Genomic DNA, 13,769 nt, shown 5'->3' with positions numbered 1-13,769 from the left:
ACAGAGATGACGAGACGGCGACGAATGTTCCTGGCGGCGGCCGTCGCCCTCCTTCTCCTGCCGTGCCTGGCCCCCCGGAACGTGGGGGCGGCCGGGGAGTCCTTCGCGGGGGAACGCGACGGCATCAGGCGCCTCCACCGGAGGGAACGCCTGGTCTTCTTCGGCCTCCAGTACCTCCTCAATCCCTACCAGCGGAAACAGTACCTCACCACCGCGGATCCGCGCGCGCGGGAGCGATGGATCGAGACATTCTGGGCCTACAACGATCCCACGCCGGCGACCGAGATCAACGAGAAGCGCCGGGAGCACGAGGCCCGGGTGGCCCTGGCGCGCCGCCTCTTCCGGAAAAAGACCGAACCGGGCTGGGACCGGCGCGGCGAGATGCTCATCCGGTTCGGTTTGCCGCGGTTCCGCGCGAAGGAGCCGGGAACGGTCACCTTCTCGGGCGAATACCCGCCGGCGGAGTTCTGGTACTATCCCTCGCTCGACATGGCGATCACCTTCCAGGACTACCTGCTGAACGGCGAGTACATCCTCGCGATCGAGAAGATCGGCCGTTCGTCGCGCGAGGAGCTCGACCGCCTCAAGGCGATCAACGACGTCTACAAGTACGACGTCCTCGAGTTCGTCGACAGCCGCGAGTGGGAGGACGAGGAGGACCTGAAGGACATCCTCTCCTTCAATCCGGACGACATCGACTACATGGCCGATCCCGACCTCCGGGCCCTGCAGCCGAAGGACCTCCTGGCCGAATGGGACAGGGAGAAACGGATACGCTCGGCGAACAACTTCTTCAAGTACGACCGGGAACGCGCGGCGATCTATTCCTTCGACCTCGAAAAGAACCTGCTTCCCGTCTATTTCGACGTCACCTCCTTCCGCGGCGGCCCGGGATCGATCCGCACGGAGGTGAACGTGGAGGTGCCGACCGCCGAGATCGGCTTCGACGTGGTGGACGGTGCGCGGCGCGGCCGGATCGAGATCCGCGTGCTCGCCCGCGACGCCGGCATGAACCCGGTCGCCCGGGCCGTCGACTCGGTGCAGGTCGTCGCGCCGGCCGACACGGCCTCGCAACCCGGTCTCGTCCCCGGCCAGGTGACCCTGACGCTCGAGCCGGGCTATTACCGCCTCGGGATAGAGGCGATCGACGCGGTCACCGGCCGCATGGGCGTCTACACGGCCAACCTCGAGCTGCCCCCGATGGACGGGCGTCTCGCCCTGAGCGACATCATGTTCGCCAGCCGCATCACCGGAACCGGCGACAACCCGCGGTTCGCCAGGGGAGGCCTCCAGGTCGTCCCCCACCCCATCCACGCCTACCGCATCCCCTTCCCCCTGACGATCTACTTCGAGGTGAGCGGGCTGGACACCGACGAAGAGGGCCTCTCGTGGTACGAGATCGAGTACCGGATCGTCCCGCTGGAGAAACGCCGCCGCGGACCGGTGTTCGCCGGGATCCCGCCGGCGATCTCCTCGAGCTTCCGGACCTCGGGCTACGGGGCCGACCAGGTCCAGCGGCTCGAGATCGCCACCGACAACCTCTGGAAGGGTTCGTTCGAGCTGCAGGTCACGATCCTCGACCGCCGGACGATGCAGTCGGTCGAGAAACGCGGCCGCTTCTCGGTCCTCGAGTGACCGGGCGGCGGCGCATCGGCACGGGGGGGTACGATCATGACGCGTCTCACCGTCCTGCGTTTCGCGGGCGCGGCCCTGGCATGCGCGCTCGCCGCGCGGCCCGCCGCCGGGCAGGGCTTCATCGAACGCTTCTCCGGCGAGACGGAACTCGCAGGGCGTCTCGACCACGACGAACGATGGTCGTACGCCGGCCTCCGCATCGTCATGAACGGCCAGCAGCGCCGCGCCTACCTCTCGATCGCGACGCGGCAGGAACGGCGCGACTGGCTCGATCGCTTCTGGATCGACCTCGACCCGACGCCCGCCACCGACCGCAACGAACGTCGCACGGAGCACGAGCGGCGGGTCGTCGAGGCGCGGAAGCGGTTTCCCGCGCAGCGCGAGCCGGGCTGGGACCGGCGCGGGGAGATCTTTATCCGCTACGGGGAGCCGGACGAGATCGTGGAGACCGAATCGCAGATCGGCGCGCTGGACAACCGGATGCCCGGCGAGGTGTGGTATTTCCACCGGTACGGCTTCCTCGTCTCCTTCCAGGACGAGATGCTGACCGGCGAGTACACCTGCTTTCTCGAGACGAGCGAGACCTGGCGATACCTGCTGACCCCCGGCACGGTGGGGGATTTCTTCCGCGACGCGGGGGAGGGGGTCTACATGCATCCCTTCTCCGCCAGGCAGACCCTCGAGATCCTCGAGGGGCAGCGCCGGGAGGACGACGTCAATTATGTCTTCCCCGCCCTGCTCCCGCAGCACGTCGACCCGGGGATGTCGGCGGCCGCCGCCCTCAACCCGGACATGCTCGATTTCGTCGCGGGACGGGAACTCCGCAGGATGCACCATGAGACCATGGCGCTCCAGGGTCCGTGGGAGATGGAGAAGGCCGAGAAGATGGCGCAGAACTTCTACGCGGTGGTCGCCCGGAAACCCTTCATCCACGACTGCGAGTTCGCGTCCCTTCCCCTCGGCGCCTTCTTCGACGCCGTCTCCTTCCGCGGCGGCCCCGGGCTGACGCGCACCGAGCTCCTCTTCGCCGTTCCCGCGTCCCGCGTCCTCTTCGTCCGCTCGCCGGAGGGCTGGCGCGGCGAGGTGGCGGTGCGACTGCTCGTCCGCGACAAGCATCTCGTCGAGGTGAGGCGCGAGAGCGCCGTCGTCTTCGCCGAGGCGACGGCCGACCGCCCCGAGCCGCCCGTGTGGCTCCCCGGCAGCCTCGTCCTCACGCTCGAGCCGGGCCGGTACCGGTTCGGGCTCGAAGCCTGCGATGCCAACTCCGACCGCCGCTCGGACTGCAGGATGAACGTCGTCGTCCCCGATTTCGAGGGGGACCTCGCCCTGAGCGACATCCTCTTCGCCTCCTCGATCCGCGAGACCGGGGACCCGGTGGCGTACCAGCGGGGAAACCTCCAGGTCGTCCCCCACCCCGTGCGGACGTACCTCAAGCCCTTCCCCCTCGTCTTCTACGTGGAGATCTACCATCTCGACGTCGACGGCGAGGGGATCGCGTTCTACGATGTCGAATTCACCGTCGAGCCGACGGCGAAACGCCGGTGGGGACCGGTGCTCGTCGACGACGGCGTCGTCGTCTCCTCGAGCTTCCGCACCTCGGGGTACGGCGCCGACCAGGTCCAGCGGCTCGAGATCGCCACCGAGACCCTCCCGAAGGGGGTCTTCCGGCTCGGCGTGCGGGTGACCGACCGCCGCACGCTCGCCGTCGCCCGGCAAACCGCCTGCTTCACCGTCATCGAGTGAGGCGGAAAAAAAACGGCCCCGGCGCGTGCCGGGGCCGTCTCGATGCGTGTCCCGCCCGAAATCAGGTCCCGTGCTCCCAGGAGGCGAGATACTTCTTCTGCTTCTCGGTGAGCTTCTCGACGCTGCAACCCATCGACTCGAGCTTGATCCGCGCGATCTCCCGGTCGATCTCGACCGGCACCGGGTAGACCCGCTTCTCCAGCTCGCCCTCGTTCTCCTTGAGGAACTCGCAGGCGAGCGACTGGTTGGCGAAGCTCATGTCCATCACCGAGGCGGGGTGGCCCTCGGCCGCGGCGAGGTTGATCAGGCGCCCCTCCCCGAGGAGGTTGATGCGCCTCCCGTCGGGCAGGATGTACTGGTCGAGCTCGTGGCGGATGCGCGTCTTGCTCCTCGCCATCGCCTCGAGGTCGGGGATGTCGATCTCGACGTTGAAGTGGCCGGAGTTGGCGACGATCGCGCCGTCCTTCATCAGCTCGAAGTGTTCCTTGCGTATCACCGAGATGTCGCCGGTGAGAGTGACGAAGATGTCGCCGTACGCGGCGGCCTCCATCGAATCGGTCACGTTGAAACCGTCCATGACCGCCTCGAGGGCCTTCACCGGATCGACCTCGATGACGGTGACGTTGGATCCCATCCCGCGCGCCTTCCACGCCGTCCCGCGGCCGCACCAGCCGTAGCCGAAGATCACGACCTTCGCCCCGGCGAGGAGCGTGTTCGTCGAGCGGAGGATGCCGTCGATCGTGCTCTGCCCCGTGCCGTACCGGTTGTCGAAGAAGTGCTTCGTCATCGCGTCGTTCACCGCGATCATCGGGTAGGCGAGCACGCCGTGCTGCTCCATCGAGCGGAGCCTGATGACGCCCGTCGTCGTCTCCTCGCTCCCGCCGATCACGTTCGCGATCAGGTCGGTGCGCTTCTTGTGGAGGGTGCTCACCAGGTCGGCGCCGTCGTCCATCGTGATGTGCGGCTCGATGTCGAGCACCGCGTTGATGTGGTCGTAGTAGGAATCGTTGTTTTCGCCGCGCACGGCGAAGACGGAGATCCCGTAGTCCTCGACGAGCGAGGCCACGACGTCATCCTGCGTGCTCAGCGGATTCGAGGCGCAGAGCGCCGTCTCGGCGCCGCCCGCCTTGAGCGTCCGCATGAGATTCGCCGTCTCGGTGGTCACGTGCAGGCAGCAGGCGACGCGGAGCCCCTCGAGCGGACGATCGGCCTCGAACCGCTTGTGGATCGTCTGGAGGACCGGCATCTGCGATTCGGCCCATTCTATGCGCATCCTTCCCTGCTCGGCGAGAGCCAGGTCCCTGGCGTCGTACTTCATGTGTCCGTCCTTTCGATGGCCGAATCGGCCGGCGTTGTCACACCCTGGACTTCAGCGCGTCGACGTAATCGGTCCGTTCCCAGGTGAAGTCCTCGTCCTCGCGGCCGAAATGACCGTAGGCGGCCGTCTTCCGGTAGATGGGACGGCGGAGCTTCAGGCGCTTGATGATCCCGCCCGGGGTGAGATCGAAGATCTCGCGGACGATCTCGGTCAGCTTCCCGTCGGAGACCCCGGTTCCCGTGCCGTTCGTGTCGATCATGACCGAGACCGGCTCGACGACGCCGATCGCGTAGGCGATCTGGACCTCGACCTCCTCGGCGAGGCCGGCGGCCACGATGTTCTTCGCCACGTGGCGCGCCGCGTAGGAACCGGAACGGTCGACCTTCGTCGGATCCTTGCCCGAGAAGGCCCCGCCGCCGTGGGAACCGAACCCGCCGTAGGTGTCGACGATGATCTTGCGGCCGGTGAGCCCCGTGTCGGCCGCCGGACCGCCCTTGACGAACCGTCCGGTCGGATTCACGAGGATCCGGTAATCGGAGTCGTCTATCTCGAACTCGGCGACGATCGGTTTGATGACGTGCTCGGTGAGACCGGCCCTGATCTTCTCGAGCGACACGTCCTCGTGGTGCTGGGTCGAGACAAGCACCGTGTCGAGCCGCTTCGGCGTGTGGTTCTCGTATTCGATCGTCACCTGCGATTTGCCGTCGGGGTAGAGGAACTCCAGCTCGCCGGCCTTCCGCACCTCGGCCATCTTCTTGACGAGGCGGTGGGCCATGTGGATCGTCATCGGCATCAGCACGTCCGTCTGCCGGCAGGCGAAGCCGAACATCATCCCCTGGTCGCCCGCGCCGCCGCGGTCGACGCCCATCGCGATATCGCCCGACTGCTCGTCGATCGAGGTGACGAGCGCCGAGGTCTGCCAGTCGAATCCGATCGCGGGATCGGTGTATCCGATGTCGCGGACGACGTTGCGGACGATCGTCCGGATGTCGACGTACGCGTCGGTATGGATCTCGCCGGCGACGAACGCCATGCCCGTCGTGACGAGGGTCTCGCAGGCCACGCGTCCCATGGGATCGGCGTTGAGGATCTCGTCGACGATGGCGTCGGAGATCTGGTCGGCGACCTTGTCGGGGTGTCCCTCGGTCACCGATTCCGATGTGAACAGATGTCTCTCCGCCATGCAGCTCCTCCTTGCGGATCGATTTTCAGTTTACGGGGTACATGAACATCACGTCCCGGACCCCCCGGGTCAAGCGAAAACTCACGAACGGTCGAGTTGCGAGTAGTCGCCGATATTGATCGAACTCCCTCGTCCCGTCACCTCGGCGAATGCGCCGATGACGGATTTCTCGAGAACCGCCTCCGAGACCGAACATCCCTCGTTGAGGATGGAATCCTTCACGATCGAACGCCTGATCTCGCAGCCGCGGGCCACCGAGACATAGGGCCCCACGATCGAATCCTCGATGATCGCCTCGTCGTCGATCCGGCAGGGGGCAACGACGATCGATCCGGCCCGCTCCGCCGGCTGCGACGACGCGTCGAGGAGGATCCTGTTCGTCTCGAGGAGGGTCTCCACCTTGCCGCAATCGAACCAGCCCTCGATCTCGTACGGGCGGAACCGGACGTTCTTGGCGTCGATCATGCGCTGGAGGGCGTCGGTGATCTGGAACTCGCCCTTCGTCGTGATCCCCTCGTCGATGATCTCCCGGCAGGCCTCGTAGAGGGGGGCCGAGTTCCTGAAGTAGTAGAGACCCACGATCGCGAGGTTGCCGACGGGCTCGTCGGGCTTCTCGACGATCCGCGTGATCCAGCCGTCCTCGACGAGGCAGATGCCGAACCGGCGGGGATCCTCGACCTCGCGCACGCCGAGGACGAAATCGCCCGCGGCGGGGATGCGGGAGAAATCCGTCCGTATGATCGTGTCGCCGAGGATGATGACCAGCTCGTCGTCGTCGGCCCAGGGACGCGTGAGATCGACGGCGTGGGCGATCCCCCGCTGCTCTTCCTGGACGACGAAATGCATCGGCAGATCGTACGTCGACTCGAGGAACGCGCGGATCTGGTCGCCCATGTACCCGATGATCGGCACGAGCTCGGTGACGCCCATCCCGACCAGCCCGTCGACGATGTGACCGAGGATCGGCTTGCCTGCGACCTCGACGAGCGCCTTCGGCGCGGTGAGCGTATGCGGCCTGAGCCGCTTGCCGATGCCGGCGACCGGGATGACGGCTTTCATCGGTCCTCCGTTCCGAGCAGGTCCTTGATTTCCTGGATCTTGTCGATCGGCGTGGGATCCTTGCCGTACTCGACGGCGAGGTAGACGCTCGCGACGTCGCCGAGGACGAGGAGCGAGAGGAGCCGCTCGAGGCGCCCCGCCCTGCCCGGCGGCCCTTCGCTGTCGAGGAGCGTCGCGCCGGCGCCGAGTGGCTCGAGCATCGCGTAGGTGGCGTCCATCCTTCTCTGCACGCGCGGATGATCGGCGGCATCGCGGAGCATCACGAGGAAGAATCCCTCCCGCATGCGCTCGGTGCTCTCCCAGCCCATGACCTCGTTGTGCCCCAGTTCGGGGAAGACGTTCGCGAAGGCCATCGACTTGCTGTTCTCGTTGAACTGGCATTTCCAGCGGTAGGGGAGGTTCGCCAGGAGCCCGCCTCCGCTGTAGACGAGGGGGATCCGGCCGTAGAGCTTCTTCGCCAGCTGGAGCGCGACGTTCCCCGCGAGGTCGGCCTCGAGCGCGTACCGCGACGCGATCTTCCCTGCGCGGTGAACCGCGCGGGCGACCGTCTCGTCGTCGACGTCCACGAGACCGTGCGCTGCGCCGAGGCGGAGCAGCGGCCCGAAGAGGTACCCGATCGCCGCGCGGGGCGGCAGCCCGCCGGGGATCGTGACGAGGGGCGTTCCGGCCCGGCGCGCCTCCTCGGCGAGACGGCCGCCCGAGGTGATCGCCACGGGACGGTTTCCCCTGAGCAGGGCGTTGTGGAAGCACTCGAGCGTCTCCTCGGTGTCGCCGCTGTAGGAGACGCAGACGAGGAGCGTGTCTTCGCCGACCCAGGAGGGAAGCAGGTAATTGCGGATGACATGGACCGGCGCCGGCGCGCCCGCCCCGGCGAGATCGCCGAGAAGCAGCCCGCCGGCCGCGGAACCGCCCATCCCGCAGATCGCCATCGGGGTCCGCCGCGAGGACAGGAGCCCGGCCGCGTCGGCCGCCGCCCGCCATCCCTCGATCAGCTGCCCGGGGCCGGCGACGACCGTCTCCAGCATCCGGCTCCGGTCGATATGATGGAACCTGTCGGCGCCTTCCGTTCCCATCGTCCTCTCCTTCGTCCCGCGGACGGTCGATCAGCCCTGATCCGGTTCGGTCTTCTCCCACTCGCGGATGAACTCGCCGAGCTCGGGGCGCTTCTCGCGGATGAAGGTGTCGAGAAGCTCGCGGATCTCGCCGGCGGTCGTCTTGCCGAGCGCCTTCCGGACGAGCGCGCGCGTCTCGTCGTACGTGATCGAACGGATGAACTTCTTGATTTCTGGTATGTGGTAGGGGCTCGCGCTCAACTCGTCGATCCCGAGGCCGATGACGAGCAGCGCGGCCCGGACGCTCGCCGGCATCTCGCCGCAGATCCCCACCCAGATCCCGTTCCGGTGGGCCGCCTTCACCGTGTCGCGGAGCATGCGCAGGATGCCCGGGTGGAGCGGATCGTAGAGATAGGAGATGCGGCTGTTGCCGCGATCGACGGCGAGCGCGTACTGCACGAGGTCGTTCGTGCCGATGCTGAAGAAGTCGACCTCCTTGGCCAGCTTGTCGGCCAGGGCCACGGCGGAGGGGGTCTCGATCATGATCCCGATCTCCACGTCGTCGCCGAGCGAGTACCGTTCGCGGCGGAGGTCGTCCCGCACCTCGTCGCAGATCGCCTTCGCCTGGCGCACCTCGTCGATCACCGAGATCATCGGGAACATGATCCGCACGCGCCCGTGGGCCGATGCCCTGAAGATCGCCCGCAGCTGCGTCCGGAAGATGTCCTTGCGCGAGAGGGTGAACCGGATCCCGCGCCAGCCCATGAAGGGGTTGGCCTCGGCCGTGTCCGCCGCCGCCCAGCGAGCGATCTTGTCGCCGCCGACGTCGAGCGTGCGGAAGATGACGGGATCGGGGGCAAGCTTCTTCACGACCTTCCGGTAGTACCGGTACTGCTCCTCCTCGCCCGGCAGCGTCGTCCTCGTGATGAAGAAGTATTCGGTCCGGAAGAGGCCGATCCCCTTCGCGCCGTGGCTGATGGCGTCGTCGATCTCCTCGTCGGTCTCGATGTTGGCCGAGAGCTCGATCGTCCGCCCGTCGAGGGTCACGGCCGGGTAGTCCTTGAGCGTGAGGAGCTCCCGCTCCATCTCCAGGAAACGTTCCTTCGCGTCCCGGTAGAGCGCCTCGGTCTCCGGCGTCGGGTGGAGGATCACCTGCCCGGTGATGCCGTCGACGATCAGCCGGTCGTAGGGCTTCGCCTGCCTGGCGAAGCCGTCGAGGCCGACGACCGCGGGAATCCCCTGCGACCTGGCGATGATGGCGGCGTGCGAGGTGGACCCGCCGATGTCGGAGACGAAGGCCAGGACGTACTTCTTCTTGAGCCCCGCCGTATCGGAGGGGGTGAGGTTGTGGGCGACGACGATCGCCTTCTTGCGGAGATTGGCGAGCCCCTCGACCTTCTGTCCGAGCAGGTTCCTCGTCACCCGCCGCTTGACGTCGCGGATATCCTCGGCCCGCTCCTTGAGGTATTCGTCCTCGATCTGCTCGAAGGTCGTCAGGTAGCGGTCGAGCACCTGCGTGACCGCCCGGGCGGCGTTGTAGCAATCCGACCTGATCAGCGAGAGCGTCTCCTCGACCATCGCCTCGTCGTCGAGGATCAACCGGTGCGAATCGAGGATCTTGGCGTGCTCCTCCCCCATCTCCTCCTCGAGGGTCCGGTGGAGCTTGTCGAGCTCGCTCTTGGTCTCCCGGAGAGCCACGCGGAAGCGCTCGACCTCCATGTCGATCTCCGCCTCGCCGACGCGTTCCTCGGAGACGGGCAGATCCTCGACATTGACGACGAAGGCCTCGCCGAAGGCGATCCCGGGCGAGGCCGGGATGCCGTTGAAGACCATTTCCTTCCTGTCGCCGCGTTCCGAATCGATCATCGTTCTTCCACGTTGAAACGGTTTGAGAACAGTTCCGTGAGAAAGGCGATCGCCTGCTTCTCGTCCGATCCCTCGGCGGTGATGTCGAGGGAAGCGCCGCATTCGGCGCCGAGACCGGCGACGCCGAGGATGCTCTTCGCGTTGACCTGCATCGAGTCCTTGGCGATCATGATCTCCGACTCGAACCGGTTCGCCGCCTTGACGAGCTCGCCGGCGAGACGGAGATGGATCCCGTTCTCGTTCCGCACCGTCACGGTGGCGCTCGTCATCGCGTCATTCCTCTTCCCGGGGACCGCGCCGGCCCGCCCCCGCTCATATCAGCAGAAAAGCCGCCGTCGCCAGGAACAGGATCGTCACCGCGGCGAGAAAGGAGACCCGTCTCGAGAGCAGGACCATGGCGAGGGCGACGGCCACGCCCCATCCCGCGGACCGGGGCCCGCCCAGCGCATGGGCCCTGCTGAAGACGATCGCCGCGAACGCGCCCGAGCAGAACGCGGCGCACCCGCCCAGCAGCCTCTGTTCCCTGAACAGGTGCGAAACGAGTTCCCGGCCCAGCCCCTCGCCCAGCCGCACGCCGATCAGATATCCACCTATCCGTGTTCGGAGATGGTACAGATTGTAGAGCGCGAGGAATAGGACCGGACCGATATATGAGCTATGAATAGCAAATATGCTGCCGATTGTCAATCCGAGCGGGAGGAGAATGACCTCGAAGAAATAATCCCCCCGGGCGGTGAGAACGGCCGCCAGGGCGTTCTTCACCCGCTCGACGCGCTCCGGCGTCACCTCCTCGCCGTCGCGCCGCCGCTGTTCGAGGTTCGTGACGACGCCGGCGATGTAGGATGCGAGAACGGGGTTCGCGTTGAAGTAGCCCCCGTGCCGGCGGACGAGATCCTCCAGCGCCTCCGCGTCGGTCGCCCAGCCCGGGAAGCGGGGGGCGAGGACGTGCAGGAGCCCCAGCCCGTCGAGGGTCTTCTCGTTGCGCGAGTTCTGGAGCAGGAAGAGCCGCCAGATCTGGTTCCAGTGGCGAAACACCCTCAGCCTCCCATCGTCAGCAGCAGGAACGAGAAAAGAAAACCCGCTCCGAGCCAGAAGACGCGCGTCCGCACGAGATGCAGGCGCATGAGGGCCCCCACGCCGATCGCCGGCAGCAGCAGGCCGAGCTGCGCCCAGGAATCGATTTGTCCCCCCGCCAGGGAGACGAGCGCTCTGCCCAGCGGCACGGCGAGGAGGACGATGGTGAACCCGTAGAGGAAATGCAGCGGCAGGAGGGACAGATGAAGCGCCATCGCCGTGGACCGGCGCCCCTGGAGATAGAGCCGCAGGGCGACCGGCGCGATCTCCGCCGTCAGGTGTCCCACGCCGCGGTAGACGACATGCCCGAGCCAGGCCGCGCCGAGCCCGACAGCGAGCGCGACGAAGAGGACGGCCCCCTGCGCCGCCGGATCCAGCCCGCGGGGCGAAAGGACGAAGACGGCCGCCGCCGCCGCCCCCGCCATGGGCAGATCGGGCACGTGATGCCCGCGGACGGTCACGTAGCCGAGAAACATCATCTGCATCAGCGAGCCGGCGAGGAATCCCTCGCCCGGCGCCCCGAGCGCCAGCCCCGTGAGGAGCCCGCCGACGATCGGCTGCGAGATCATGAAACGCAGCGAACTCCGGCTGTCGACGGCGAGGAGCCCGCCGATCGCCGCCGCTATGATCGCTTCCCTCACCCTCGGCCTTCCCCGGGTCGCGACGTCTTCTCGACGCGCACCTCGATTCTGAAGGATGCCTCTTCCCCGTCGGCGAGGTCGAGATCGAACACGGGGACGATCGCCGTCCCCTGGTAGACGCGCTCGAAGCCGGCGTCGGAATTCGAGACGGTCTCGATCGGGTATCGCCAGAAGAGAGCGGTTGGCTCGAAGCAAAACCGGGCCCGCAGGCCGAGCCACTCGTCCACCAGGGCCGCCTCGGCGACGTCGCGTTCCTCGCCGGTCGAGGCGAGCCGGCGATCCTCGATCTCGCGCCCGGGGATCTCCACGTACCGGTCGGGCGCGTCCCCGGCGAGAAAGGAGAAGACGCTCTCGACGGCGAACCGGCAGCGCAGGCCGCCTCCCGCCGCGCGCAGCGTCCAGCGGGCCTCGAGGCCCGTCGGCCCGAGCGGCGACACCCGTTTCTCGATCCGCACGTTTCGCGCCCCGTCGGCGGTCTCGACGAGCCCGTCGCGCACGAAACGAAGAAGCGGAAGATCGCCGCTCTCGTCGACGTCGAGATCCCAGACGGCCGAGACGAAGTTTCCCCGCTCGTCGCAGGCCGCCCGGGCGTAGTCCGCGAGGGTCGCATCCGCGTCGATGAACCGGTCGAGCAGGGAGTGCCGCGGAAAGCGGTCGTAGGCGATGATCTTCTCGAGGCCCGTTTCCTTGGCGGTGAGGACGTCGTGGATGCTCACCGCGCCGTCGGCGGGTCCGCCCGCGCCGAGATCGGCGAGCCGGGCGTGATAGATCTCCTCCCTGCGCGTCAGGGTGTCCGTGAGATTGAAGGCCGGCTCCCTCAGGTCGAATTCGCGCAGGGCCGCTCCGCGCCGTTTCATGACGATCTTCATCGCCGGCGTCGCCACGCAGACCTCCTCGACGCCGTCGCCGTCGATGTCGGCGACGCGGACGGCCGGGAGGTCGTTCCCCGCGCGCGCGGCCGTCTCGATCGTCTTCTCCGCCCCGATGATGTGCGTGAAGACGGCCGATCGCAGGTGGGGCAGGTAGAGCCCGCCGAAGAGCCCGTGCCAGTAGGCGCAGTTGCACTGGGCCTGGTAGAGATGACCGGCCGCCTCGCGCCAGGCGTCGTCCTCCCCCGTCTGTTCGCGGTGCGCGGCGAGCATGCCGCTCACCTCGAGCATCCGCTTGTGCATCCAGTTGCTCTCCTCGTACTTCACGAGGAAGTTGCGCCAGAATCCGCCGCGGACGAGGTCGGCCGTCTCCCCGAAACCGCCGTGGTCGTCGAGGACGCGCCGCGCCTCCCGCTGGAGCTTCTGCGCGGGAAGGGAGAGCGCCCATTCCATCATCTCGCTGTAGGACGCGGTGGGCAGGTAGACGATCCCCGCCGGCGGCTCGTCGTCGAGCACCCGCTCGAAGGTGGAGAGCCGGAGCCAGTCGCCCGCCCCGGTGAGCGCGTCGCAGAACCGCCGGAGCCGGCCCTGCCCGTAGCAGAGGTCGTGCGTGCCCGTCCACAGCCCGAACTTCTCGCCGTCGTCGGCGAGGACGACCGTCCCCCCGCCGTTCTCTTCCGCCACGCCGCGGAGATACTCGATCGTCTCCGCCGGATCGTGGAAGGGGATCAGGTACCTGAGCTTCTTGTCGATCGGGAAGACGTTCACGTAGGCCCCGTCCTCCTCGGTGCGGAAATAGCCGCGCATCTCGCCCGGGCGGAAACCGGTGCTCCTGAAATGGCTGTCGTCGACCACGACGTACTCGAGGCCGGCGTTGGCGAGGGTCCGCGGGAGGTGCGGATCCCAGATGCGCTCGGTGAGCCAGCAGCCGCGGGGCGGGCGCCCCGACCGCGCCTCGAGGTGGCGGCGCATCATGGCGAGCTGCCCCTGCCGGTCGCGCTCGGGGATGACGGTGAGGATCGGCTCGTAATAGCCGCCGCTCATCAGCTCGACCTGCCCCCGCGCGACCATTTTGTCGAGGAGCTCGACGTATTCGGGGTGCCGCGAGGCGAACCAGTCCCAGAGGATGCCGCTGTTGTGCAGCGCGAAGGGAATGTGCGGGTACTCCTCGAGCACCTCGAGGAAGGGCAGGTACGCCCGCTCGTACGCCTCCTCGATGACGTGTTCGAAGTTGCCGACCGGCTGGTGGTTGTGCAGTCCGAGGATAAAGGTGACCGTGTGCTTCATCGTCCGTGTCCGTTTCTGTTTCGGAGTGGTGCGGGGCGTCGG

General features: G+C 67.3%; 11 protein-coding genes. 2 read left to right on the top strand and 9 right to left on the bottom strand.

The window, feature by feature from the left end; genetic code table 11:
• Window positions 1-6: 6 nt before the first annotated feature.
• Both JW876_00810 and JW876_00805 read left to right on the top strand, forming a co-directional pair.
• A complete protein-coding gene (locus tag JW876_00810) occupies window positions 7-1,635 on the top strand; it encodes a GWxTD domain-containing protein (GenBank protein ID MBN1884045.1) in 1,629 nt (542 codons plus the stop codon).
• Window positions 1,636-1,671: 36 nt separating this feature from the next.
• Window positions 1,672-3,378, top strand: coding sequence for a GWxTD domain-containing protein (locus JW876_00805; GenBank protein ID MBN1884044.1), 1,707 nt, complete (start codon window positions 1,672-1,674; stop codon window positions 3,376-3,378).
• Window positions 3,379-3,439: 61 nt separating this feature from the next.
• Here JW876_00805 and JW876_00800 read toward each other — a convergent pair whose 3' ends face one another.
• The 9 genes from JW876_00800 to JW876_00760 form a co-directional block, all read right to left on the bottom strand.
• Complete coding sequence (locus JW876_00800; protein MBN1884043.1) at window positions 3,440-4,696, bottom strand: adenosylhomocysteinase; 1,257 nt, start codon at window positions 4,694-4,696, stop codon at window positions 3,440-3,442.
• Between the two features lie 37 nt (window positions 4,697-4,733).
• Window positions 4,734-5,879: a methionine adenosyltransferase gene (locus JW876_00795; GenBank protein MBN1884042.1), complete on the bottom strand. Its 1,146-nt coding sequence runs from the start codon at window positions 5,877-5,879 to the stop codon at window positions 4,734-4,736.
• Window positions 5,880-5,960: 81 nt separating this feature from the next.
• Window positions 5,961-6,938 (bottom strand): NTP transferase domain-containing protein, encoded by a 978-nt coding sequence (locus JW876_00790; GenBank protein ID MBN1884041.1) that lies wholly within the window; start codon window positions 6,936-6,938, stop codon window positions 5,961-5,963.
• A complete protein-coding gene (locus JW876_00785; protein ID MBN1884040.1) occupies window positions 6,935-8,011 on the bottom strand; it encodes a bifunctional phosphoglucose/phosphomannose isomerase in 1,077 nt (358 codons plus the stop codon). Before JW876_00785 ends, JW876_00790 begins: the two co-directional genes overlap by 4 nt.
• 30 nt (window positions 8,012-8,041) lie before the next feature.
• Window positions 8,042-9,856: a phosphoenolpyruvate--protein phosphotransferase gene (ptsP, locus tag JW876_00780; GenBank protein ID MBN1884039.1), complete on the bottom strand. Its 1,815-nt coding sequence runs from the start codon at window positions 9,854-9,856 to the stop codon at window positions 8,042-8,044.
• Window positions 9,853-10,125, bottom strand: coding sequence for an HPr family phosphocarrier protein (locus JW876_00775; GenBank protein MBN1884038.1), 273 nt, complete (start codon window positions 10,123-10,125; stop codon window positions 9,853-9,855). Before JW876_00775 ends, ptsP begins: the two co-directional genes overlap by 4 nt.
• 43 nt (window positions 10,126-10,168) lie before the next feature.
• Complete coding sequence (locus JW876_00770; protein ID MBN1884037.1) at window positions 10,169-10,891, bottom strand: PTS system mannose/fructose/sorbose family transporter subunit IID; 723 nt, start codon at window positions 10,889-10,891, stop codon at window positions 10,169-10,171.
• 2 nt (window positions 10,892-10,893) lie between these two features.
• On the bottom strand, window positions 10,894-11,571 hold the full coding sequence (locus JW876_00765; protein MBN1884036.1) for a PTS sugar transporter subunit IIC: 678 nt from the start codon (window positions 11,569-11,571) through the stop codon (window positions 10,894-10,896).
• Window positions 11,568-13,727: a DUF1926 domain-containing protein gene (locus JW876_00760; GenBank protein ID MBN1884035.1), complete on the bottom strand. Its 2,160-nt coding sequence runs from the start codon at window positions 13,725-13,727 to the stop codon at window positions 11,568-11,570. Before JW876_00760 ends, JW876_00765 begins: the two co-directional genes overlap by 4 nt.
• Between the last annotated feature and the right edge of the window lie 42 nt (window positions 13,728-13,769).

Source organism: Candidatus Krumholzibacteriota bacterium (assembly GCA_016931295.1).
Lineage (GTDB): Bacteria > Krumholzibacteriota > Krumholzibacteriia > Krumholzibacteriales > Krumholzibacteriaceae > JAFGEZ01.
The sequence above is the reverse complement of the archived record's forward strand: the minus strand, read 5'-3'. Positions and strand labels throughout refer to the sequence as shown.